The 22,698-nt window shown below is 37.1% G+C and carries 22 protein-coding genes and 1 other annotated feature; of the genes, 20 read left to right on the forward strand and 2 right to left on the reverse strand.

Annotated features, from left to right (window positions below; all coding sequences use genetic code 11):
- Positions 1–22: 22 nt before the first annotated feature.
- A complete protein-coding gene (locus JFU20_RS20125) occupies positions 23–439 on the reverse strand; it encodes an organic hydroperoxide resistance protein (RefSeq protein WP_201038859.1) in 417 nt (138 codons plus the stop codon).
- Between the two features lie 2 nt (positions 440–441).
- A complete protein-coding gene (locus JFU20_RS20130; protein ID WP_002015350.1) occupies positions 442–894 on the reverse strand; it encodes a MarR family winged helix-turn-helix transcriptional regulator in 453 nt (150 codons plus the stop codon).
- Positions 895–1,312: 418 nt separating this feature from the next.
- Between JFU20_RS20130 and hemA the strand changes: the two genes are divergently transcribed.
- The 20 genes from hemA (at position 1,313) to JFU20_RS20230 (ending at position 22,661) form a co-directional block, all read left to right on the forward strand.
- Positions 1,313–2,644: a glutamyl-tRNA reductase gene (gene hemA, locus JFU20_RS20135; RefSeq protein WP_002015353.1), complete on the forward strand. Its 1,332-nt coding sequence runs from the start codon at positions 1,313–1,315 to the stop codon at positions 2,642–2,644.
- A gap of 17 nt (positions 2,645–2,661) precedes the next feature.
- Complete coding sequence (locus tag JFU20_RS20140) at positions 2,662–3,495, forward strand: cytochrome c biogenesis protein (protein WP_002015354.1); 834 nt, start codon at positions 2,662–2,664, stop codon at positions 3,493–3,495.
- A 15-nt stretch (positions 3,496–3,510) separates the two neighbouring features.
- The gene (hemC, locus tag JFU20_RS20145) at positions 3,511–4,440 is read left to right on the forward strand and encodes a hydroxymethylbilane synthase (RefSeq protein ID WP_002015356.1); all 930 of its coding nucleotides are present in this window, start codon (positions 3,511–3,513) and stop codon (positions 4,438–4,440) included.
- A 2-nt stretch (positions 4,441–4,442) separates the two neighbouring features.
- Positions 4,443–5,195: a uroporphyrinogen-III synthase gene (hemD, locus tag JFU20_RS20150; protein WP_002015357.1), complete on the forward strand. Its 753-nt coding sequence runs from the start codon at positions 4,443–4,445 to the stop codon at positions 5,193–5,195.
- Positions 5,196–5,215: 20 nt separating this feature from the next.
- Positions 5,216–6,205, forward strand: a complete 990-nt coding sequence (hemB, locus tag JFU20_RS20155; RefSeq protein ID WP_002015358.1) for a porphobilinogen synthase — start codon at positions 5,216–5,218, stop codon at positions 6,203–6,205.
- On the forward strand, positions 6,205–7,494 hold the full coding sequence (gene hemL / locus JFU20_RS20160; RefSeq protein ID WP_201038860.1) for a glutamate-1-semialdehyde 2,1-aminomutase: 1,290 nt from the start codon (positions 6,205–6,207) through the stop codon (positions 7,492–7,494). Before hemB ends, hemL begins: the two co-directional genes overlap by 1 nt.
- Before the next feature lie 79 nt (positions 7,495–7,573).
- The gene (spoVID, locus tag JFU20_RS20165) at positions 7,574–8,581 is read left to right on the forward strand and encodes a stage VI sporulation protein D (RefSeq protein ID WP_002015360.1); all 1,008 of its coding nucleotides are present in this window, start codon (positions 7,574–7,576) and stop codon (positions 8,579–8,581) included.
- Between the two features lie 72 nt (positions 8,582–8,653).
- A complete protein-coding gene (ysxE, locus tag JFU20_RS20170) occupies positions 8,654–9,679 on the forward strand; it encodes a spore coat protein YsxE (RefSeq protein WP_002165030.1) in 1,026 nt (341 codons plus the stop codon).
- Positions 9,680–9,813: 134 nt separating this feature from the next.
- Positions 9,814–10,045 (forward strand) — a binding site (T-box leader).
- 38 nt (positions 10,046–10,083) lie between these two features.
- Positions 10,084–12,729, forward strand: a complete 2,646-nt coding sequence (locus JFU20_RS20175) for a valine--tRNA ligase (RefSeq protein WP_002015363.1) — start codon at positions 10,084–10,086, stop codon at positions 12,727–12,729.
- Positions 12,730–12,823: 94 nt separating this feature from the next.
- On the forward strand, positions 12,824–14,125 hold the full coding sequence (locus tag JFU20_RS20180) for a bifunctional folylpolyglutamate synthase/dihydrofolate synthase (protein ID WP_002015364.1): 1,302 nt from the start codon (positions 12,824–12,826) through the stop codon (positions 14,123–14,125).
- A gap of 164 nt (positions 14,126–14,289) precedes the next feature.
- The gene (locus JFU20_RS20185) at positions 14,290–15,252 is read left to right on the forward strand and encodes a hypothetical protein (RefSeq protein WP_002165031.1); all 963 of its coding nucleotides are present in this window, start codon (positions 14,290–14,292) and stop codon (positions 15,250–15,252) included.
- 219 nt (positions 15,253–15,471) lie between these two features.
- Positions 15,472–16,047, forward strand: coding sequence for a Maf family protein (locus JFU20_RS20190; protein WP_002165032.1), 576 nt, complete (start codon positions 15,472–15,474; stop codon positions 16,045–16,047).
- A 50-nt stretch (positions 16,048–16,097) separates the two neighbouring features.
- Positions 16,098–16,775, forward strand: a complete 678-nt coding sequence (gene radC / locus JFU20_RS20195; protein WP_002015368.1) for a DNA repair protein RadC — start codon at positions 16,098–16,100, stop codon at positions 16,773–16,775.
- 158 nt (positions 16,776–16,933) lie between these two features.
- Complete coding sequence (gene mreB / locus JFU20_RS20200) at positions 16,934–17,953, forward strand: cell shape-determining protein MreB (protein WP_002015369.1); 1,020 nt, start codon at positions 16,934–16,936, stop codon at positions 17,951–17,953.
- 41 nt (positions 17,954–17,994) lie between these two features.
- Positions 17,995–18,846, forward strand: coding sequence for a rod shape-determining protein MreC (mreC, locus tag JFU20_RS20205; protein WP_002138478.1), 852 nt, complete (start codon positions 17,995–17,997; stop codon positions 18,844–18,846).
- Positions 18,847–18,860: 14 nt separating this feature from the next.
- A complete protein-coding gene (mreD, locus tag JFU20_RS20210) occupies positions 18,861–19,406 on the forward strand; it encodes a rod shape-determining protein MreD (protein WP_002015371.1) in 546 nt (181 codons plus the stop codon).
- Between the two features lie 35 nt (positions 19,407–19,441).
- Entirely contained in the window at positions 19,442–20,128 is a 687-nt protein-coding gene (gene minC, locus JFU20_RS20215; RefSeq protein WP_002015372.1) for a septum site-determining protein MinC, read from the forward strand.
- A gap of 2 nt (positions 20,129–20,130) precedes the next feature.
- Complete coding sequence (minD, locus tag JFU20_RS20220; protein ID WP_000503308.1) at positions 20,131–20,928, forward strand: septum site-determining protein MinD; 798 nt, start codon at positions 20,131–20,133, stop codon at positions 20,926–20,928.
- Between the two features lie 133 nt (positions 20,929–21,061).
- Positions 21,062–21,808: a M23 family metallopeptidase gene (locus tag JFU20_RS20225; RefSeq protein WP_002165033.1), complete on the forward strand. Its 747-nt coding sequence runs from the start codon at positions 21,062–21,064 to the stop codon at positions 21,806–21,808.
- Entirely contained in the window at positions 21,801–22,661 is an 861-nt protein-coding gene (locus tag JFU20_RS20230) for a M50 family metallopeptidase (RefSeq protein ID WP_002088816.1), read from the forward strand. The genes JFU20_RS20225 and JFU20_RS20230 overlap by 8 nt, the downstream gene beginning before the upstream one ends.
- Positions 22,662–22,698: the final 37 nt, after the last annotated feature.

Raw genomic sequence — 22,698 nt, forward strand, 5'->3', positions numbered from 1 at the left:
TTTTTTTTTATTTACTAAACTTTTAGCGTACGTTTAATGTAACTTCAATATTTCCTCTTGTTGCTTTAGAGTAAGGACATACACCGTGAGCGGCTTCTACAAGTTCTTGTGCTTCGGCATGAGAAACACCAGCAACATGTACGTCAAGTACAGCAGATAGTCCGAAACCACCATCTGTATCTTTACCGATAGAAACGTGTGCAGTCACTTCTGTACTTCCCACCTTCATACGTTTTGTACGAATTACAAGTTGTAATGCACTATCAAAGCAAGCTGCATAACCAGCTGCAAATAATTGTTCTGGATTTGTTGCTTCTCCGCCTGCGCCACCTAGTGCTTTTGGCATTTTTACATCAAGATTTAATATGCCATCATCTGAAACTACCTTACCGTTTCTTCCACCTGTTGCTGTTACTGAAGCAGTATATAATTTATCCATGTTTATTCCCCTTTTCTGTCATTAATTTTTTTCATTGTTTCAATTAATGTGTTTAATTGGATTAATAAAGAATGATATTCTTGCTCTGTAATTCCTAAATTTGTAGCCATCGTTGTTGGTAATGAACAAGCTATTTCTTTTAAATCTTTACCTTGTTCTGTTAATTCAATACAAACTTTTCGCTCGTCTTCTTTTGAACGAACACGTTGTACAAGTTTTAATGATTCCATACGTTTTAACATAGGTGTTAAAGTACCAGAATCTAAAAATAGACGTTCTCCAATTTCTTTTACTGTTAGTCCGTCTTGTTCCCAGAGTACGAGTAAAGTAATGTACTGGGGATACGTAATGCCCATTTCTTCTAAATAGGGGCGGTAAAAACGGGTAACCTCTCTAGAACAAGCGTAAATAGAAAAACAAAGTTGGTTATCTAGATGCAAAGGATTTTCTTTCATAGGCAACTCCTTGTATTTTTTAAATTGTGCACAATTTAATTTTGTAAAACCAATATAACGAAAAAGAAATACAATGTCAAATGCATTGCATCGAGAAAGTGAGTACTATATTTTGGAACAATCATACATATTTTCCTTCATGATGAAAGAAGATAGAAAAGATGATGTTATAATTAATATGGAATAGTTTCCATCACTTGATTATGAGGACTTTTTTTGGTAACGTACAAATAGAGTTATTATTTTATAATTATTATAAAGTAGAAAGTTCTTTATTAATCTTACTGAAGCTCCTTTATTACATATGGAGAATAAATAAAAAATAATCAGTTGTTCACACGATTGTCAGATTCATAAGAGGAAAGTTGTATTATGATAGTAGATAAAGTGATAAAACGGGTGAAGGGGGACATGCTGCGTGCATATTCTTGTTGTTAGTGTAAATTATCGAACAGCCCCTGTAGAATTTCGTGAGAAACTCACATTTCAGGCAGCAGAGCTAGAGCAAGCAATGACTATATTACAAAACCAAAAGAGCGTGCTAGAAAATGTCATTGTATCAACTTGTAATCGCACTGAGATTTACGCTGTTGTCGATCAATTACACACGGGACGGTATTACATTAAGAAGTTTTTAGCTGATTGGTTTCAGCTTGAAATAGAAGAAGTCGCACCATACTTGTCTATTTTTGAACAAGATGGCGCAATAGATCATTTATTCCGCGTAACGTGCGGTTTGGATTCTATGGTTGTTGGAGAGACGCAAATTTTAGGTCAAATAAAAGATAGCTTTTTAGAAGCACAACAAGTAAAAGCGACAGGTACAATTTTTAATGAGTTGTTTAAGCAAGTGGTTACGTTAGCAAAACGTGCGCACTCAGAAACAACGATTGGTGAAAGTGCGATGTCTGTTAGTTATGCTGCTGTTGAGCTCGGAAAGAAAATATTTGGCGATTTAACAGATTGTCATGTACTTATTCTTGGTGCGGGTAAGATGGGTGAACTTGCACTGCAAAACTTATACGGAAGTGGAGCTCGTAAAGTAACGGTTATGAATAGGACGCTTACGAAAGCGGAAGTGATGGCTGAGAAATATATGGGACATGCAAAGCCTTTAAGTGAATTGCAATGTGCATTATTAGAAGCGGATATTTTAATTAGTTCAACGGGTGCATCAGAATATGTCATTACGAAAGAAATGATGACAAAAGTAGAGAGAATGCGCTCTGGTCGTCCGTTATTTATGGTTGATATTGCAGTACCACGTGATATTGATCCGGCGATTGATGAATTAGAAGGCTCTTTCTTATATGATATCGACGATCTGCAAGGTGTAGTTGAAGCAAACCGTGCTGAACGTTTAAAAGAAGCAGAGAAAATTCAATTTATGATTGAAGAAGAAATGGTTTTATTTAAAACGTGGTTAAGTACGCTTGGTGTTGTACCGTTAATATCAGCTCTTCGTGATAAAGCGCTAGCAATTCAAAGTGATACGATGGAAAGTCTTGAGCGAAAAATACCAAACCTTAGTGATCGTGAGAAAAAAGTAATTAGTAAACATACGAAAAGTATTATTAACCAATTGTTAAAAGACCCAATTTTAGTAGCTAAAGAATTAGCTGTTGAAGAGGGAGCTGGCGAAAAATTAGCTTTATTTGCGAAGATTTTTGATTTAGAAGTGGAAGAAGCGGGAAATACGGAAGAAGTAGAACATAAAAGAGCGTGGACACCATCCGTTCCATCTTTATAACTTGGAAGGATGATCGGATGAGTTTTTTAAATAACAGTATTATTTATCATATTGCAATTATTTTATATGCTTGTAGCATTAGTTTATATTTTATAGATTATTTCCAAAGTAACCGAAAGGCGAACCGCTTTGCTTTTTGGTTACTTTCGATTGTATGGGTTCTGCAGTCTATCTTTATGTTGCTTAGGGCTACAGATTCAGAAACGAATCCTATTTTAACTTTATTATCAGGGATTTATTTTTATGTTTGGTTATTGATTACGATGTCATTAGTCATTAATCGATTTATGCGTATTGACTTTTTAGTCTTTTTTACAAATGTTGTAGCATTTGGCGTAAGCGCTTTTTCTATTTTCACACCGCTCGGGAAGATGTCCCCAGTACTTGCAGAGCAATTAGTTTCAGAACTTGTATACGTGCATGTCGGTATGGCGATTATTTCTTATGCAACGTTTACTGTATCGTTTATTTTTTCTATTATGTATTTATTGCAATACCGACTATTAAAAAAGAAAAAGTGGAATGCGAGATTAAGAAGATTAGGGAATTTGCCGAAGCTTGAATCTATGTCTTACGGATTAAATTTATTTTCTGTTCCGTTTTTCTTATTAGCAATTATATTAGGATGCATATGGGGATATACAAAATTGGATAATTTCCATTGGTATGATACGAAAGTAATTGGGTCTTTTGTCGTTTTATTTGTATATTGCGTGGGCTTATATTTACGAGCAGCAGATGTGTTGCAAGGTAAGAAAATTGTGCAGTGGAATATCGGGGCATTTCTCGTAATGCTAGTTAACATTTTTCTATTAAGCAGTTTATCTAATTTCCACTTTTGGTATTTATAATGAGGAGAGAGAATTATGCGCAAAATTATTGTAGGTTCACGAAAGAGTAAACTAGCATTAACACAAACTAATTGGTTTATTGATCAATTAAAAGCGCTTGGTTTACCATATGAATTTGAAGTGAAAGAAATCGTCACAAAAGGTGATGTTATTTTAGATGTTACTCTTTCAAAAGTAGGCGGAAAAGGTTTATTTGTAAAGGAAATTGAACATGCGTTACTTACGAAAGAAATTGATATGGCTGTACATAGTATGAAAGATATGCCAGCTGTACTTCCAGATGGATTAATGATTGGTTGTACGCCAAAGCGCGTTGACCCTCGTGATGCTTTTATTTCTAAAAACGGAGAATCGTTTAAAGACTTAGCAGAAGGCGCGATCTTAGGAACGAGTAGTTTGAGACGTAGTGCACAACTACTAGCTGCGAGACCAGATTTACAAGTGAAATGGATTCGCGGGAATATCGATACACGCTTACGTAAGTTAAAAGATGAAGATTACGATGCAATTATTTTAGCGACAGCTGGATTACAGAGAATGGGCTGGGACGGAGAAGTTATTACAGAACATTTAGATGAAACGTTATGTGTACCAGCCGTAGGACAAGGTGCATTAGCGATTGAATGTCGTGAGGATGATACGGATTTACTTCAGTTGTTAGCGCATATTAATGATGCAGTAACAGAAAGAACAGTGGCTGCTGAACGAGTATTTCTTCATAAACTTGAAGGTGGATGCCAAGTTCCAATCGCTGGATATGCAACTCTTAAAGAAAATGATGCAATCGAATTAACAGCGCTTGTCGGTTCTATGGACGGTTCTGTTTTATTGAAAGAGATAGTAGTAGGTAATGATCCGAAGCAAGTTGGATTAGAGGCTGCGGACCGTTTAATTAAACAAGGAGCAAAAGAGCTCATCCTTGCTGCAAATAAGGAGCAACAATAAATATGAACGCTCTCGCTGGCAAAACAGTATTGATTACACGTGCCCAGCACCAAGCGAAACAAATGAGTGTAGCAGTGAAAGAAAGGAGCGGAATTCCATTGGAAATTCCGCTTTTGCGTATGGAAGGTACGTCTCATAGGCAAATTCAACACATAGCAGGGCAGCTACATTCGTATGACTGGGTTATTTTCACGAGTAAAAATGGTGTAGCTTTTTTTCTAGATAGTTTGAGAAAGAAGCTCCCCGGACCGATTAAAATTGCTGCAGTAGGCGTGAAAACAAAGTTAGAGTTAGAAAAGCGAGGCTATCAAGTAGAGTTTGTTCCCACTGCATTTGTTGCAGAAACATTTGCCGAAGAGTTTCTAAAAGAATTAAGTGGAAACGAGCGTATTTTATTTCCGAAAGGGAATTTAGCAAGAGATGTAATCCCGGTTAAACTTAGGGAGTTTGGTGTTTTTCTAGATGAGTTAATTGTATATGGTACGAAGGTGAATGTAGAGAAAAAACAAGAACTTATAACAGCATTGAAATTAGGGGAAGTAAATATTATTACATTTACGAGCCCTTCAACTGTTGATAGTTTTGTTCGTTTACTTGAGGGTACAAACTGGAGAGAATGGACGAAAAAATGTACAATTGCTTGTATAGGGCCTATTACGGAAAAAGAGGCGAACCTCTATTTTCCACATGTTATTGTGCCAAAAGAGTACACTGTAGAAGCATTACTACAATGCATTTGTGAATCTATAAAATAAAAGAATGGGGATAGAAATCTATGAATTCTTTACAATTTAATCGTCATCGTCGTTTAAGACAAAGCGGGGGCATGCGTGCGCTTGTACGTGAAACATTTTTACATACAGAAGATTTTATTTACCCTATTTTTGTATTAGAAGGAGAAAATACTCGTAATGAAGTTCCTTCTATGCCAGGCGTATATCAAATGTCTTTAGATTTATTGCAAGCTGAAATGCAAGAGGTCGTTGATTTAGGTATTCGTTCTGTTATTGTATTTGGTTTACCTGCTGAAAAGGACGAAGTTGGATCATCGGCATATTGTGAGCATGGAATTGTACAGCGTGCAATTAAGCAAATTAAAGATGAGTTCCCAGAGCTAGTAGTAGTTGCAGATACATGTTTATGTCAATTCACAAGCCATGGTCATTGCGGTGTTATTGAAGATGGCGTTATTTTAAATGATGAGTCTCTTGCAGCTCTTGCAAAAACAGCTGTAAGTCAAGCGAAAGCAGGGGCAGACATTATTGCACCATCTAACATGATGGACGGATTTGTAACAGCAATTCGCCATGCATTAGATGAAAATGGTTTCGCGCACGTACCAGTTATGTCGTACGCTGTGAAATATTCATCAGCATTTTACGGACCGTTCCGTGATGCAGCACACGGTGCACCGCAGTTTGGTGACCGTAAAACATATCAAATGGACCCAGCGAACCGTATGGAAGCATTCCGTGAAGCAGAATCAGATGTAATGGAAGGGGCCGACTTCTTAATTGTAAAGCCAGCTCTTTCTTATCTAGATATCGTTCGTGATGTGAAAAATAACTTTAACTTACCAGTCGTTGCTTATAACGTAAGTGGTGAATATTCGATGATTAAAGCAGCAGCACAAAATGGTTGGATTAATGAAAAAGAAGTTGTACTTGAGAAATTAATTAGCATGAAACGCGCAGGAGCAGACTTGATTATTACGTATCATGCAAAAGATGCAGCAAGATGGTTACAAGAAGGAGGCGCTAAATAATGAAAAAATTTGATAAGTCGATTGCGGCGTTTGAAGAAGCTCAAAATTTAATGCCTGGAGGCGTAAACAGCCCTGTTCGTGCTTTTAAGTCTGTTGGTATGAATCCGCTGTTTATGGAGCGCGGAAAAGGCTCTAAAGTATATGATATCGATGGGAATGAATACATCGATTACGTATTATCGTGGGGACCTTTAATTCATGGTCATGCGAATGATCGTGTTGTTGAGGCTTTAAAAGCTGTTGCTGAAAAAGGAACAAGCTTTGGTGCACCAACAGAAATTGAAAATAAATTAGCGCAGCTTGTTATCGAGCGTGTACCATCAATTGAGATTGTGCGTATGGTTAACTCTGGAACAGAGGCGACAATGAGTGCACTACGTTTAGCTCGTGGTTACACTGGACGTAACAAAATTTTAAAATTCATTGGTTGTTATCACGGTCATGGTGATTCTTTATTGATTAAAGCAGGTTCGGGTGTAGCAACGCTAGGTTTACCAGATAGCCCTGGTGTACCAGAAGGTGTAGCGAAAAATACGATTACCGTAGCATATAACGATTTAGAAAGTGTAAAATATGCTTTCGAACAATTCGGTGATGACATCGCTTGTATAATTGTAGAACCAGTGGCAGGGAATATGGGTGTTGTTCCCCCGCAACCAGGGTTTTTAGAAGGACTTCGTGAAGTGACAGAGCAAAGCGGTGCACTACTTATTTTTGATGAAGTAATGACAGGATTCCGTGTTGCTTATAATTGTGGACAAGGTTACTACGGTGTAACTCCTGACTTAACTTGTTTAGGTAAAGTAATCGGTGGTGGCTTGCCGGTAGGAGCATACGGTGGGAAGGCAGAGATTATGCGTCAAGTTGCACCAAGCGGACCGATTTACCAAGCTGGAACATTATCGGGTAATCCACTTGCAATGACAGCAGGTTATGAAACGTTAGTGCAGTTAACGCCAGAATCATATGTGGAATTTGAGCGTAAAGCAGAAATGTTAGAGGCTGGACTACGTAAGGCAGCTGAAAAGCATAATATCCCGCATCACATTAATCGTGCAGGTTCTATGATTGGTATTTTCTTTACAGATGAGCAAGTTATTAATTATGATGCAGCAAAATCTTCAAACTTAGAATTCTTTGCAGCTTACTATCGTGAAATGGTAGAACAAGGTGTATTTTTACCACCTTCTCAATTTGAAGGTTTATTCTTATCGACAGCACATAGTGATGCAGATATTGAGGCGACAATTGCGGCGGCCGAAATTGCAATATCAAAATTAAAAGCATAATTTCTTAGAGAAAATCGCTTTCCATTAGGGGAGCGATTTTTTTTATTCATAAAGTAGCCTTAGGGAACATAAATCTGTAATGACATATAGTTTGGGAGGGGGAAAAGAAGTGGCAACAGATCATTCATTACGATTTTCATTAAAAGAATCTGTTTGGTTCCAGAAGGGACAGGAAGTCGAAGAACTTTTGTCAATTTCGTTAGATCCAGACGTTGAGATAGAGGAGCTCGATCATGAAGTTATCGTGAGGGGGCAATTAGATTTAACGGGAGAGTACGTTGCAAGGCAAGATGATTCAGCTTATTCATTAAGAGAGCTATCACCAGCAAAGGCAATTGATTATGTAGAAACAAGGGCAGACGGGGTTAATGAGCTTGTCCATTCCTTTCCGCTCGAAATATCAATTCCAAGAAATCGAGTGAAAGTAATTGAAGAATTATATGTATCAATCGAGGAATTTGATTATGAATTAAAGGAAAATGGTTGCTTACAACTATTAGCGGATATATCTATTACAGGTTTATGTGACGAAGAAAGAACCGAGGATGAAGAGGAAGAGACGGTGTATGCCGAGTTGGAAGCTGATTCAGCTGAAGAAGATGAAAGTAGACCTGCGCCGCACGAAGAGGTACCAGCCTATAAAGAATCAGATGGATGGGAAGATTATGCATTTGAGCCGTTTCAGTTAGAAGAAAGAAAAGAGCAAGAAATAGAAGAAGAGGAATTAGAAGAACATGAACTTGTGGAGCGTGAAGAGGAGCAAGAAAAGACGCCACAATTTGAATTGTTCGGGCGGAAAAATTTCAAGAAAGAAAAAGCGAAAAAGCAGGAAGAGCCAGAGGAAGAAGCATATTCACAGCGAGATGAAAATGCACTTTATTTAACGAAATTATTTACGAAAGAACCAGAAGAAGAATTTACGAAGTTAAGAATGTACTTCGTACAAGAAGGAGATACAATTGAATCGGTTGCAGAACGTTATGAAACGACTGTACAAAGCTTATATCGTGTAAATCAATCAGAAGATATATATTTAACTACAGGGCAAATTATATATATTCCTGTTTCAAAAGCAACAGTGAAATAAGTGAGTGAGTTTTTTCACTCACCTCTTTTCTTTTCCTAGAAGCTATGTTTTGAATAAGAAAGGGTTATTCGTATGGATATTGAATTACGAAATCGCTATGAACCCATTGTGAGGCAATATAGATTGGACACTCAGCATATGGAAGAGCACGGAAGTGTAATGAAAATTTATACGAATCAAGGTCCGTATGCGTTAAAAAAAATACAAGATAGAAAATTAGAGCGGAATAATTTTTTACACCATATTCAATATTTGAAGGAGAAAGGTTTTTCGAATTATGTACCTATCTATCACACGACGGACGGGAATTATGTTTTAAGTGATGGGGCGTATAGCTATTATTTAATGCCTTGGTTAGAACGTGCGGAAGGAAATGGCGAAGATAATGATCAATACCATAAGATGTTTCAAACGCTCGGGACGTTGCATCAAAAAACGGTGAAAGAGGAGACTTATACAGAAGAAGATTTAGAAAAACATTATACAAATATATCCGACCGTTGGGAAAATGATGGTGAGATATTAGAAGAGTTTCTTGTAGAATCAGAAGCGAAGTGGTATATGTCTCCATTTGAATTACAATATTGTACGTATTATCACCACGTTATGAGAGCACGTGAGTTCGCAACGAAACAATTAAGTGAATGGCATGATGCAATGAAAGAAAAGGAAAAAACACGTACTACTTTCGTTCATGGAAATGTATCGCTTAATCACTTTTTATTTGATTATGAACGAAACGGTTATTTTATTAGTTTAGAAAAGTCTCAGTTTGCTACACCGGTACAGGATATCGTCAGCTTTTATTCAAGGTCTTTGAACACATATCCAATTGCGCGGAGCGACCGCTTTGAATGGTATCAAATGTATCAAAAAAATTTTCCATTTACGAAAGAGGAGCAGCTTCTTATGTTTGCGTATATGACGTACCCGTCGCATTTTATTCGGCAAATTCAGTCGTATACGAAAAGAAGAAAGAGTCGTAATGAAGAAAATGAGCTTCGCGGGGTAAAAATTCTGCAGCAATCGCATTGGCTCATTAGTAATACAGAATATTTCCTTTCGCAATTACAAGCTGCCCAGCAAGGGAACGGATAAAGAAGATAAGTAGGGAGAACCCTGCTTATCTTTTTTTATTAGTTTCATAAAGAGATAAAAGCCGTAGTTTCAAATTTATCTTGACGAATAAGGTTTCGTTTTTTACACTATTGTATATAATAATTAACAATCACATAAATGCATTGAAGGGGAAGAGTATAACATGAAACGTCTTCAGAGAGGGGAACCATTTGCTGGGAGGTTCTCTAGATAGTTATGTTAGAAGGTAGCCCTGGAGCATCTTTTCTGAACGGAATGATTCTTATTAGGAAAAGACGGATTTGTCCGTTATCAAATTAAGAGTATAAGCAAATTCTGAATTTGTTTGTAAATAAAGGTGGTACCGCGATGTCCCTCGTCCTTTTTTGGATGAGGGGCATTTTTTATTTTAAGGAGGGAAAATAATGTCAAATACGGAAAATAATTTACCAACTAAATATGATCATATGTCCGTTGAAGAAGGCCTTTACAAGTGGTGGCTTGAAGGCAAATATTTCGAAGCAACAGGAGATGAGAAGAAACAACCATATACAATTGTAATTCCACCTCCGAACGTAACTGGTAAGTTACACTTAGGTCACGCTTGGGATACGACGCTTCAAGATATTTTAACTCGTACAAAGCGTATGCAAGGTTACGATGTATTATGGCTTCCAGGAATGGACCATGCTGGTATCGCAACGCAAGCGAAAGTAGAAGGAAAACTTCGTGAAGAAGGTATTTCACGTTACGATCTTGGTCGTGAGAAATTCCTTGAAAAAGCTTGGGAATGGAAAGAAGAATACGCTTCTCACATTCGTCAACAATGGGGGAAAGTTGGTTTAGGACTAGACTATTCTCGTGAACGCTTCACATTAGACGAAGGTTTATCTAACGCTGTTAATAAAGTATTCGTTCAATTATATGAAAAAGACTTAATTTACCGCGGTGAGTATATCATCAACTGGGATCCAGCAACACGCACAGCTCTTTCTGATATTGAAGTAATTCATAAAGAAGTTCAAGGTGCATTCTACCATATGAACTATCCGTTAACAGACGGTTCTGGTCACATTCGCCTTGCAACTACTCGTCCAGAAACAATGCTTGGTGATACAGCGGTAGCAGTTCATCCAGAAGATGATCGCTACAAACATTTAATCGGAAAAACAGTTACACTTCCAATCGTAGGCCGAGAGATTCCGATTATTGCTGATGAATACGTAGAAAAAGACTTCGGAACAGGCGTTGTGAAAATTACACCAGCTCATGACCCGAATGACTTTGAAGTAGGTAACCGTCATGACTTACCACGTATTTTAGTAATGAACGAAGATGGAACGATGAACGAAAAAGCTGATAAGTATAACGGTATGGATCGTTTCGAATGCCGTAAAGAGTTAGTGAAAGACTTACAAGAAGCTGGCGTATTAGTAGAAATCGAGCCTCATATGCACTCAGTAGGTCATAGTGAGCGTAGCGGTGCAGTTGTTGAGCCTTATTTATCAACACAATGGTTCGTAAAAATGGCTCCACTTGCAGAAAAAGCGGTAGAACTTCAACAAAAAGAAGAAGAAAAAGTAACGTTCGTACCAGAGCGTTTTGAAAACACATACTTACGCTGGATGGAAAACATTCATGACTGGTGTATTTCTCGTCAATTATGGTGGGGACACCGCATTCCAGCTTGGTATCATAAAGAAACTGGTGAAGTATACGTAGGTACAGAAGCGCCAGCAGATCTTGAAAACTGGAATCAAGATAATGACGTGCTTGATACATGGTTCAGTTCAGCATTATGGCCATTCTCAACACTTGGCTGGCCGAATGAAGATGCAGCAGACTTTAAAAAGTTCTATTCAACAGATGCTTTAGTAACTGGTTATGATATCATCTTCTTCTGGGTATCTCGTATGATTTTCCAAGGTTTAGAGTTTACAGGAGAGCGTCCATTTAAAGATGTATTAATTCACGGTTTAGTTCGTGATGAGCAAGGACGTAAAATGAGTAAATCTCTTGGTAACGGTATTGATCCGATGGATGTTATCGAGAAGTACGGTGCAGATGCGATGCGTTACTTCTTATCAACAGGAAGTGCACCAGGTCAAGATTTACGTTTCAGCATGGAAAAAGTAGAATCTACTTGGAACTTCATTAATAAAATTTGGAACGCATCACGTTTCGTATTAATGAACATGGATGACATGAAGTATGAAGAAATCGATTTAACTGGTGAAAAATCAGTTGCAGATAAGTGGATTTTAACTCGCTTAAACGAAACAATCGAAAGTGTAACACGTAACATGGATAAATATGAGTTCGGTGAAGCTGGTCGTTCATTATACAACTTCATTTGGGATGATTTCTGTGACTGGTACATTGAGATGGCGAAACTTCCACTATACGGTGAAGATGAAGTAGCTAAGAAAACAACTCGTTCGATTTTAGCTTACGTATTAGACCAAACAATGCGTCTATTACATCCATTCATGCCATTTGTAACAGAGAAAATTTGGCAGCATTTACCGCATGAAGGCGAGTCTATTACAGTAGCAGCATGGCCAACAGTTCGTGAAGATTTACAAGATAAAGAAGCGGCAGCAGAAATGCACCTTCTAGTTGATATCATTCGCTCTGTTCGTAATATCCGTGCGGAAGTAAATACACCAATGAGCAAAAAAGTTCAAATGCAAATTAAAGCAAAAGACGAGGTAGTACTAGCTCAGCTTACGAAAAACAGTTCTTACATTGAGCGTTTCTGTAACCCAAGTGAACTAACAATTAAGATTGATTTACAAGCGCCAGAAAAAGCGATGACTGCAATCGTATCAGGTGCAGAGTTATTCTTACCATTAGCTGATCTTATCAATCTTGATGAAGAGAAAGCGCGTCTTGAAAAAGAACTTGAGAAGTTCGATAAAGAAGTAGAACGTGTACAGAAGAAACTTTCAAACCAAGGATTCGTAGCGAAAGCTCCTGCAGAAGTTATTGACGGAGAGCGTGCGAAAGAGCAAGATTATCTAGAAAAACGCGAAGCGGTTCGTCAACGTCTAGCTGATCTTGAGAAATAAAAATGTTTTTCAGAGACTCACTATATTGGTGAGTCTCTTTTCTTTGCGTATAATAGAATTACTAAGTTTGTCTTTTGAAAGGGGAATAGCAAACGTGATACATACATACGAAGAAGCGATAAACTGGATTCATAGCCGATTGAAATTTGGGATAAAACCAGGGCTAGAAAGAATGCAATGGATGTTAGAAGAACTCGGAAATCCAGAGCGTCATATAAAATGTGTTCATCTAGCCGGCACAAATGGAAAAGGTTCAACTTTAACATATATGCGCTACATGTTAGAAGGCGCGAAATATAAAGTAGGAACGTTTACATCGCCTTACATAGAAACATTCAATGAACGTATTAGTGTAAACGGAATACCGATTGCAGATGAAGAGATTGCGGAACTTGTAAATATGGTAAAGCCAGTCGTTGAAAAATTAGATGAGACGGACTTAGGAGAAGCGACTGAGTTTGAAATCATTACAGTAATGGCAATTTATTATTTCGGTAAAGTTAATTTCTGTGATGTCGTTTTATTTGAAACGGGGCTTGGGGGAAGATTTGATTCTACAAATGTTATTCATCCGGTTCTCACGATTATTACGAATATCGGCCACGATCATATGCATATTTTAGGCAATACACTAGGAGAAATTGCATATGAAAAGGCAGGGATTATTAAGTCTGGTGTTCCAGTTATTACTGGTGTGAAAAATGAAGAAGCATTGCAAGTAATTCAAAAGGTTGCTAAGGAAAATCATGCAAGCTTATATGAACTTGGAAAACAGTTTACAACACTACATAAACATTCTAATAAAGATGGGGAACACTTTGATTTTGATTGTCCATTTGCCTCGTTTGAAAATGTTCGGATTTCAATGAAAGGCATTCACCAAGTAGGCAATGCAGCACTAGCGCTTATGGCAGTAATGTATTTAAAAACATATTTATCATTTTTAATTAATGAAGAGGAGATGAAAGTTGGCTTACAAGAAGCATACTGGATTGGTCGATTTGAAAAGTTACAAAGTAATCCAGATATTATAATAGATGGTGCTCATAATCCAGAAGGTATTGAAAGTCTTGTAAAAACAGTAGGGGCACATTATAAAAAGAAGAATGTAATAGTTTTATTTACTGCTCTTGGTGACAAACAGTTACATAACATGGTAGGGCAATTAGAAAAAGTTGCTGATGAAATAATATTTACGACGTTTGCCTTTGATCGTGCCATTTCTGCTGACAAGCTTGCATCGTATTCACAACAAGAGTCAAAATTAGTTTTTGAAGATTGGAAAGAGGCAATTGATACAAAGGTTGACATGATAGGAGAACATGATGTTTTTATCATAACAGGTTCTTTGTATTTCATTTCCGAAGTTAGAAAATATATTCGCGAGAAAAACTAGATAGTCTTTGCTATCTAGTTTTTTGTTCTACAAATGAAGTCAAATGCATACATATAAGATAATAATATAGGGTTATTTGACGAATTCCTCTGACAAATATCTCGTTTTTTTGTGGAATGAATATGATATGATGCGGACAATGACAAGAGGTGAGGTGTGAGTGTATGGACAAGCAATCACGAACGATCTCGGTGAAAGTAAATGGAACAGAAGCGAAGTATGAGGAAAAAAAGAAGGATGAGTTTGACTGGATGATAGCAGAAAGTGAGAGACCGAAAAATGTAGTTCCGTTTCAAAAAGCGAAATCAGTATCTATGGAAAAATATCGAAAGAAGTGGAGCAATACAATAATCGCAATCGTTGCAACTGCAATAATTATCGGTACTGCATTTGGGATGGGTATGATTCATTTATTAACTGGACAAGGGACGACAGGAGAAGGTAAGGTAACGGCTTCGAAGCAGACAGGTAATGAGGAACAAAAGGTGGGTGGAACGGCAGAACAAACACCAACACCGAAAGAGGAAAAACCAAAACCACAGGTAGGAACGTCATTAGAACCAATGAAACTATTTTTCGTTCAAGGAGGGCTTTATTCCTCTGAAGAAAAAGGACAGGCTGCTATTGAAGAGTGGAAAAGTAATGGGGGCGTGGCTACTTTGAAACCGAGTGGTGATAAGTATGCGTTAGTTGTTGCTATTACGAGCGATGAACAGGCTGTTAATCAATTAATAGATCAGTATAAGCAAGATGGTGTTTCAGTTTTGAAAAAAAATTGGGATATTACAGATAAAGCATTGCTCAAAAATGATAAAGAAGTAGGAATGTTTTTAGCGAAAGTGCAGCCATTATATACTCATTTAGCAAAATATGTGTCCAGCGTACAAACTAGTGGAAAAAGTAATCCAAAAGATATAGAAGCGATTCAAAAAGAGTGGAAAGCTATTGAAAAGGAAGGGAAGAGTATGAAGCGTGAAGATGCGAAGAAGCTTTATACGTATACGTCAATAGCGGTGCAAACGATTAAGGAAGGGAAGAGCGATAAGGAATCTGTAGCTAAATTAAATCAAGTTATTATTGATGGTATACTTTCGTATGAAAAAATGGTTTCACAAAAAGTGAAATAATAGGATAATGAAATGACGAAGAAAGAAGTACATATACTTCTTTCTTTTCTTTTGAATTTAGAACAAAGTGCTTTCTGTATGGGCAGCATATAATCGTATTTAAAAAGAACTATTATTTTGTTTAGAGAAAATGATATTTCTAGAATTTGTGGGGAAACTATTCCTTTGATACGATTGATTTGAATTATTCTGCTTCATGTGAGAAGGGAAGGAGAAAATATGAGGAAAATTATTTTAGCTTCAGGGTCACCTAGGAGGAAGGAACTGCTTGAATTAGCAGATGTGCCATTTGAAATCGTTGTTAGTGAAGTAGAAGAGACAATTGGTGCATATTCATCACCTTCTGATATTGTTATGTCGCTTGCTTTGCAAAAAGCATCTGCTGTGGCAGAAAACCATAGTAATCACGTTGTACTAGGTGCAGATACAATTGTTACATATGATTCGCGTATTCTTGGAAAGCCGTCTAATGAGGCTGAGGCGAAAGAAATGTTACGATTATTATCGGGGAAAACACACGAAGTATACACAGGTGTTGCAATTATATCGAAAGAAAAAACGGTAACTTTTTATGAACGTACAGAAGTAACATTTTGGGGATTAACAGAAGAGGAAATAGACGTATACGTTGCATCGAAGGAACCACTTGATAAAGCAGGGAGCTATGGAATTCAAGGTAAAGGGTCTATTTTTGTTCAACATATTCAAGGGGACTACTACAGTGTAGTTGGCTTGCCAATTGCACGTCTTGTCCGTGAATTAAAACAGTTTGATAGCGATGTAACCCATGTGTAAAATTGCATGGGGTTTTCTTTAGGAGAAATCGTAAAAAAAGGGGTGGAGAGATGAACGGTATTCGTGATGTTGTGAGAGAAGAACAGCCACGGGAGCGTTTATTGTTAGAAGGAGCAGGAAGTTTATCGAATCGAGAACTTCTTGCAGTTTTACTCAGAACGGGTTCTAAAGAAGAAACGGTGTTAACGTTATCAGATAATATTCTACATCATTTTGACGGCTTACGAATGTTAAAGGATGCAACGTTAGAAGAGATGATGAGCATTCATGGTGTTGGGATTGCAAAGGCGTCGCAGCTTATGGCTGCTTTTGAATTAGGTAGAAGAATGGTACGTTTAGAATATCAAAATAGATATAGTATTCGAAGTCCAGAAGATTGTGCGAGTTATATGATGGAAGAGATGCGTTTTTTGCAACAGGAGCATTTTGTTTGTTTATATTTGAATACGAAAAATCAAGTTATACATAGGCAAACTATTTTTATTGGAAGTTTAAATACGTCGATTGTGCACCCAAGGGAAGTTTTTAAAGAAGCGTTCCGTCGGGCAGCAGCCTCTATTATATGTCTTCATAACCATCCCTCAGGAGATCCGGCGCCGAGCCGTGAAGATATTGAAGTTACAAAACGATTAGTAGAATGTGGTCGAATTATCGGAATTGAAGTACTTGATCATATCATAATAGGTGACCATAAATTCGTGAGTTTAAAGGAAAAAGGTCATATTTAAGACTATTCTTTTTACTTATTTTGTTTTATAATGTGATTTATGAGTTTTTTGTAGAAAATTATCTACAAAAAGGATGCAGATATAAAAAAACGTACTGTTTTTATAAATATAAAGTAAGAAAAATGAGTCCGTGAAAATAAGAAGGGAAGATAAATGATATGTTTGGATTTGGTGGATTTACTCGCGATCTTGGAATAGACTTAGGAACGGCGAACACGCTTGTATATGTGAAAGGGAAAGGTGTAGTTTTACGTGAACCTTCAGTAGTAGCATTACAAACTGATACGAAACAAATCGTTGCGGTAGGTAGCGATGCAAAACAAATGATTGGTCGTACACCAGGAAACGTAGTGGCACTTCGCCCTATGAAAGATGGTGTAATTGCTGATTACGAAACAACAGCAATAATGATGAAATACTACATTCAACAAGCTCAAAAATCAAATGGATTCTTCTCACGTAAACCATATGTAATGGTATGTGTACCATCTGGTATTACAGCTGTAGAAAGACGTGCAGTAATCGATGCGACTCGTCAAGCTGGTGCTCGTGATGCTTATCCAATCGAAGAGCCATTTGCAGCAGCAATTGGTGCAAACTTACCTGTTTGGGAGCCGACTGGTAGTATGGTTGTTGATATCGGTGGTGGTACAACAGAAGTTGCAATTATTTCTTTAGGTGGTATTGTAACAAGTCAATCAGTTCGTGTTGCTGGTGATGATATGGACGATTCAATCATTCAGTACATTAAGAAAAGCTACAACTTAATGATTGGTGAAAGAACAGCAGAAGCACTAAAATTAGAAATCGGTTCTGCAGGCGAGCCAGAAGGTATTGAGCCTATGGAAATTCGCGGTCGTGATTTAGTAAGTGGTTTACCTAAAACAGTACTAATTCAACCAGAAGAAATTGCAGATGCATTAAAAGATACAGTAGATGCAATTGTAGAATCAGTTAAAAATACGTTAGAAAAAACTCCACCTGAATTAGCAGCGGATATTATGGACCGCGGTATCGTATTAACGGGTGGCGGGGCATTACTACGTAACTTAGATAAAGTTATTAGTGAAGAAACAAATATGCCAGTTCTTGTTGCAGAGGATCCATTAGATTGCGTAGCAATTGGAACGGGTAAAGCATTAGACAATATCGACCTTTTCAAAACTGCTGCTCGATAATATTGCAAAATAAAAATCAATGAAATTAAGAGGGTGTGAACGTGCCACAGTTTTTCTTAAACAAAAGATTAATTGTTTTGTTAGTTAGTATTATTCTTCTCGTGGCATTGATTGGAATCTCATTGAAAGAACGGAACAGTTTATCATGGCCAGAGCAGTTTATAAAAGATACTGTCGGTGTTGTAGAACGTGTATTCCAAAAGCCAGCGAATTATGTTGCCGGATTCTTCGAGAACGTAGAAGATGTAAAGCGCACGTATGAAGAGAATAAAAAGCTGAAAGCAAAATTAGATTCTACCGCAGATTTATCTGCAGTAGTGAAAAATTTAGACGATGAGAATAAAAAACTACGAGAATTAACTGGTAAAGAAAAGTCCCGTGGTGATTATACGGAAGTACAAGCCAGTGTGGTTTCTCGTAATCCCGATAAATGGTACGATTTAGTTGGAATTGATAAAGGAGCACAGCAAGGGATCAAAAAAGATATGGCTGTTGTAACTCCGAAAGGTTTAGTTGGACGCGTAAAAAGTGTATCTCAGTTTACATCTTCAGTAGAGTTGTTAAGTTCGATGAGCCGAACAAACCGTGTTTCTGCTATTGTACAAGGACAAGAAAATATCTTTGGATTAATTGAAGGTTACGATAAAGAAAAACAACTACTTCTTTTCACAAAGATTAGCTCTGATGCAAAAGTAGAAAAAGATCAACTAGTTGTAACATCTGGACTTGGTGATATCTTCCCAAAAGGTCTTGCGATTGGGAAAATTGTTGATGTTCAGCCAGATCCATACGGTTTAACAAAAACAGCTTATGTAAAACCATCCGCTGATTTGAATGATGTAGAGCATATTATAGTTGCAAAACGTGATATGCCTACAGCGCCGTTAGAATAGGAGGGAGAGAAGAGATGATGACGATTTTAAAAAGAGCAGCTCTTCCTCTTTTGCTCCTTTTTGTTTTTTTATTTGAAAATATGTTCTCTACTGTTGTTCCAACAGACGTCTTTTGGAAAGGCAGTATAGCAGCACCGCATTTCTTTATAATTGTGTTATGTTTTATTACAGTGTACTATAGTCCGGTTCAAGGGATTTACTACGGACTATTATTTGGTTTCTTATTTGATACCGTATACACGGAACTTGTCGGTATATATATATTTGCTTATCCGATTTTAGCTTATTTAGTTTATAGTGTGATGAAAGTATTACAATTGAATTTATTTATTGTCGCTTCTATCGTACTGGCTGGCATTGCAGCATTAGAGTATTATGTGTATGGGTTTTTAACTTTGTTAGGACGTACTCACATGTCAGCATCTGTCTTTTTCACAGATCGTCTCCTTGCTACTTTATTGCTAAATGGAATTTTCTTATTAATAGTTTGTTTCCCACTGAGACGATATTTAGTGCGTCTTTCAAAAGCGATAGAAGAAAAAGAAAAAAGGATTTTCTAATTTTATGTCGAATTGAATCGGTGGGGTGAACTTTAGTGGAAGAAAAAAAGCAACAAAATGTAACGATAAAAGGGACAAAAGATGGAATAACACTTCATTTAGATGATTGCTGTTCATTCTCTGAGCTACTAAAAGAATTGGATGAAAAGCTTTCTACACATTACTATGAGAGTGACGGACGTTCTTTAATTGAAGTGCGTGTTAAAGTAGGAAATCGCTATTTAACAGAAGTACAACAAGAAGAGATTCGTACGTTAATTCGCAATAAGAAGAACCTTGTTGTAGAATCAATCGAAAGTGATGTTATAACAAAAGCAGAAGCAATAGCTTGGAAAGAAGAAACAGAAATTGTCCCTATTTCCAAAATTGTTCGCTCTGGACAAGTGTTACATGTAAAAGGCAATTTATTATTAATTGGAGATGTTAATCCAGGCGGAACGGTTATCGCTGGGGGGAATATTTTTGTCTTGGGATCATTAAGAGGAATTGCACATGCGGGGTATGATGGAGATTCAGAAGCTGTTATTGCTGCATCTATTATGAACCCTATGCAACTCCGAATTAGTGATGTGACAATGCGGGCTCCGGAAGAGAAAGAAGACGGAGCAGAGGCGGCAGAATGTGCGTACATTAATGAGAATAATCACATTGTTGTCGATCGCCTGCAACTTCTCACTCATCTTAGACCTAATTTAACAAAGTTAGAAAGGGGAATTGTATAGCTGTGGGAGAGGCAATAGTAATTACATCTGGAAAAGGCGGAGTAGGTAAAACTACAACGTCTGCGAACATTGGTACAGCCCTTGCGTTATCTGGAAAAAAAGTGTGTTTAATTGATACAGATATCGGTTTACGCAATTTAGACGTAGTAATGGGGCTAGAAAATCGTATTGTATTTGATCTTGTTGATGTCGTTGAAGGGCGTTGTCGTTTACCTCAGGCTCTTATTAAAGATAAGCGTTTTGATGATCTTTATTTATTACCTGCAGCACAAACGAGCGATAAATCGGCGGTAACACCTGAACAAATGGATGAATTAATACAAGTATTACGTCAAGATTATGATTACATATTAATTGATTGTCCTGCGGGGATTGAGCAGGGGTTTAAAAATGCAGTAGCAGGTGCGGATAAAGCAATCGTTGTAACAACACCAGAAGTATCCTCAATGCGTGATGCGGATCGTATTATCGGGCTTTTAGAGAAAGAGGATATTGAACCACCGAAACTTGTCATTAACCGTGTGCGTAGTCATATGCTTCATGAACAGGATATGTTAGACGTTGATGAAATCGTACGTACACTGTCAATCGAACTTCTTGGAGTTGTCGAGGATGATGATGAAGTTATTCGTGCTACGAATACAGGTGAACCTGTAGCGCTGCAACCTAGTGGGAAAGCAGCAATAGCTTATCGTAATATTGCAAGACGCTTGTTAGGTGAGAATGTACCATTACAAGCATTTGAACAAGAAAAAGTATCGGTATTTACAAAGATGAAAAATTTCTTTGGAATCCGTTAAAAGCACTTCGCATAAATGCGGAGTGCTTTCTTTTTTCTTCGCATGAATATCTTCCTTCTATAACTCATACATATGTACAAACTGTATATAACTGTTTCTATTTGAATAAGGCTAACGAAAGAAAGGAGACAGTATGAAGAATAGACGTGTGGAAGAAATTAAAAAGCGGATTGCGAAAAGGAAAGCAGAGCAAGAATTGCTAGAAGAAGAGCAGTATTTTGCGGGAGGAGATTTTGATAGCGAAACGGTCTTTATTGAAGAGGGGGAGAAGGAAATTCATCCTCTATTTCGAAAAGAAGTTTTTCTCTTCAAAGTTTTGCTATCAGCAATATTAGTTCTTTCGGTTGCTATTTTATTTAAGAACGCACCTTCTTCTTTTGATGGTACTAGAGCTGTTACAGAAAAAGTTATGCAAGAAGAATTTCAATTTGCTACTATATCGAAATGGTATGAAAATCAGTTTGGAAAACCTCTCGTGTTCTTTTCTCCAAATGAGAAAAAAGAAGAGGCTATTCAGCAAAAGGATTATGCGATTCCTGCCTCTGGAAAGGTGATGCAAGGATTTCAAAAAAACGGCCAGGGTGTATTTGTTCAAACGGCTACAAATGCAACGGTGGAGTCAGTAAATGAAGGTATAGTTGTTTTTGCGGGCAAGAAAGAGGAACTTGGAAATACAGTTCAAATTCAGCACGCTGATGGCACGGAGTCATGGTATGCAAATTTAAATGATATGTCAGTAAAATTATATGATTACGTTTCAAAGAAACAAAGAATTGGAATAGTGAGTAATGATGAAAACAATAAAAATGGAAAATTTTATTTTGCAATAAAAAAGAATGAAAAATTTATTGATCCAATTCAGGTGATTTCATTTGATTAAATATAGGGATGTTTTCACGAAAATTTCTGTGCATCCGTTATTTTGGGTTATTATTGTCATTGGTATTTTTACGGCGCGTTTTAAAGAGTTACTATTGTTATTTTGTATCGTTTTAGTTCATGAACTTGGGCATGCTTTTGCCGCAGCGTATTATAATTGGCGTATTAAACAAATTCAGCTTTTGCCGTTTGGTGGCGTAGTCGAGATGGAAGAACATGGGAATAAATCATTAAAAGAAGAATTAATTGTCGTTATGGCGGGGCCAATTCAGCATATATGGATGATTGCGGTCGCTTACATTTTGTATAAAGCGGGCTGGGTAACTGATGATTTGTACCATTTCTTTGTATGGAATAATGTCATTATTTTAGGGTTTAATTTATTGCCTATTTGGCCACTTGATGGCGGAAAAGTATTATTTAATGTATTATCATATCGTTTTCCCTATTTACAAGCACATGAAAAGATGATGAAATTGTCATGTGTTTTTTTTAGTGTAATATTAGGATGGCAGTTACTTTGGAATAGTAATAACATTATGATGTGGGTATTACTCGTTTTTCTAGCGATTTCTTTATATCAAGAATGGAAACAAAGACGGTACGCATTTATGCGTTTTTTATTAGAGCGTTATTATGGGAATAAAAGAGATATTGAAAAAATAGCACCTATTGAGGTGAAAACGGAAGATCATTTATATACGATTTTCACAAAATTTCGCAGAGGATATAAACACTCTATTATCGTCCATGGAAAATATAAAGAGCATTACACATTGGACGAAAATGAATTGTTGTATGCGTATTTTGCTGAAAAACGAACAACCTCATCTGTTGAAGAATTAATTGGTTAGTGTTGACGACGACACTAACCTTTTATATTGTAAGGAA

Source organism: Bacillus sp. TH30, from assembly GCF_016650875.1.
Lineage (GTDB): Bacteria > Bacillota > Bacilli > Bacillales > Bacillaceae_G > Bacillus_A > Bacillus_A mycoides.

Bases quoted from the DNA above. Each gene is read 5' to 3' on its own strand.
- JFU20_RS20130 (WP_002015350.1), bottom strand. From the start codon at position 894: ATGAAAGAAAATCCTTTGCATCTAGATAACCAACTTTGTTTTTCTATT.
- hemD (WP_002015357.1), top strand. From the start codon at position 4,443: ATGAACGCTCTCGCTGGCAAAACAGTATTGATTACACGTGCCCAGCAC.
- JFU20_RS20175 (WP_002015363.1), top strand. From the start codon at position 10,084: ATGTCAAATACGGAAAATAATTTACCAACTAAATATGATCATATGTCC.
- hemC (WP_002015356.1), top strand. From the start codon at position 3,511: ATGCGCAAAATTATTGTAGGTTCACGAAAGAGTAAACTAGCATTAACA.
- JFU20_RS20225 (WP_002165033.1), top strand. From the start codon at position 21,062: ATGAAGAATAGACGTGTGGAAGAAATTAAAAAGCGGATTGCGAAAAGG.
- JFU20_RS20190 (WP_002165032.1), top strand. From the start codon at position 15,472: ATGAGGAAAATTATTTTAGCTTCAGGGTCACCTAGGAGGAAGGAACTG.
- ysxE (WP_002165030.1), top strand. From the start codon at position 8,654: ATGGATATTGAATTACGAAATCGCTATGAACCCATTGTGAGGCAATAT.
- JFU20_RS20185 (WP_002165031.1), top strand. From the start codon at position 14,290: ATGGACAAGCAATCACGAACGATCTCGGTGAAAGTAAATGGAACAGAA.
- hemB (WP_002015358.1), top strand. From the start codon at position 5,216: ATGAATTCTTTACAATTTAATCGTCATCGTCGTTTAAGACAAAGCGGG.
- JFU20_RS20140 (WP_002015354.1), top strand. From the start codon at position 2,662: ATGAGTTTTTTAAATAACAGTATTATTTATCATATTGCAATTATTTTA.
- radC (WP_002015368.1), top strand. From the start codon at position 16,098: ATGAACGGTATTCGTGATGTTGTGAGAGAAGAACAGCCACGGGAGCGT.
- spoVID (WP_002015360.1), top strand. From the start codon at position 7,574: ATGACATATAGTTTGGGAGGGGGAAAAGAAGTGGCAACAGATCATTCA.
- hemL (WP_201038860.1), top strand. From the start codon at position 6,205: ATGAAAAAATTTGATAAGTCGATTGCGGCGTTTGAAGAAGCTCAAAAT.
- mreB (WP_002015369.1), top strand. From the start codon at position 16,934: ATGTTTGGATTTGGTGGATTTACTCGCGATCTTGGAATAGACTTAGGA.
- mreD (WP_002015371.1), top strand. From the start codon at position 18,861: ATGATGACGATTTTAAAAAGAGCAGCTCTTCCTCTTTTGCTCCTTTTT.
- JFU20_RS20125 (WP_201038859.1), bottom strand. From the start codon at position 439: ATGGATAAATTATATACTGCTTCAGTAACAGCAACAGGTGGAAGAAAC.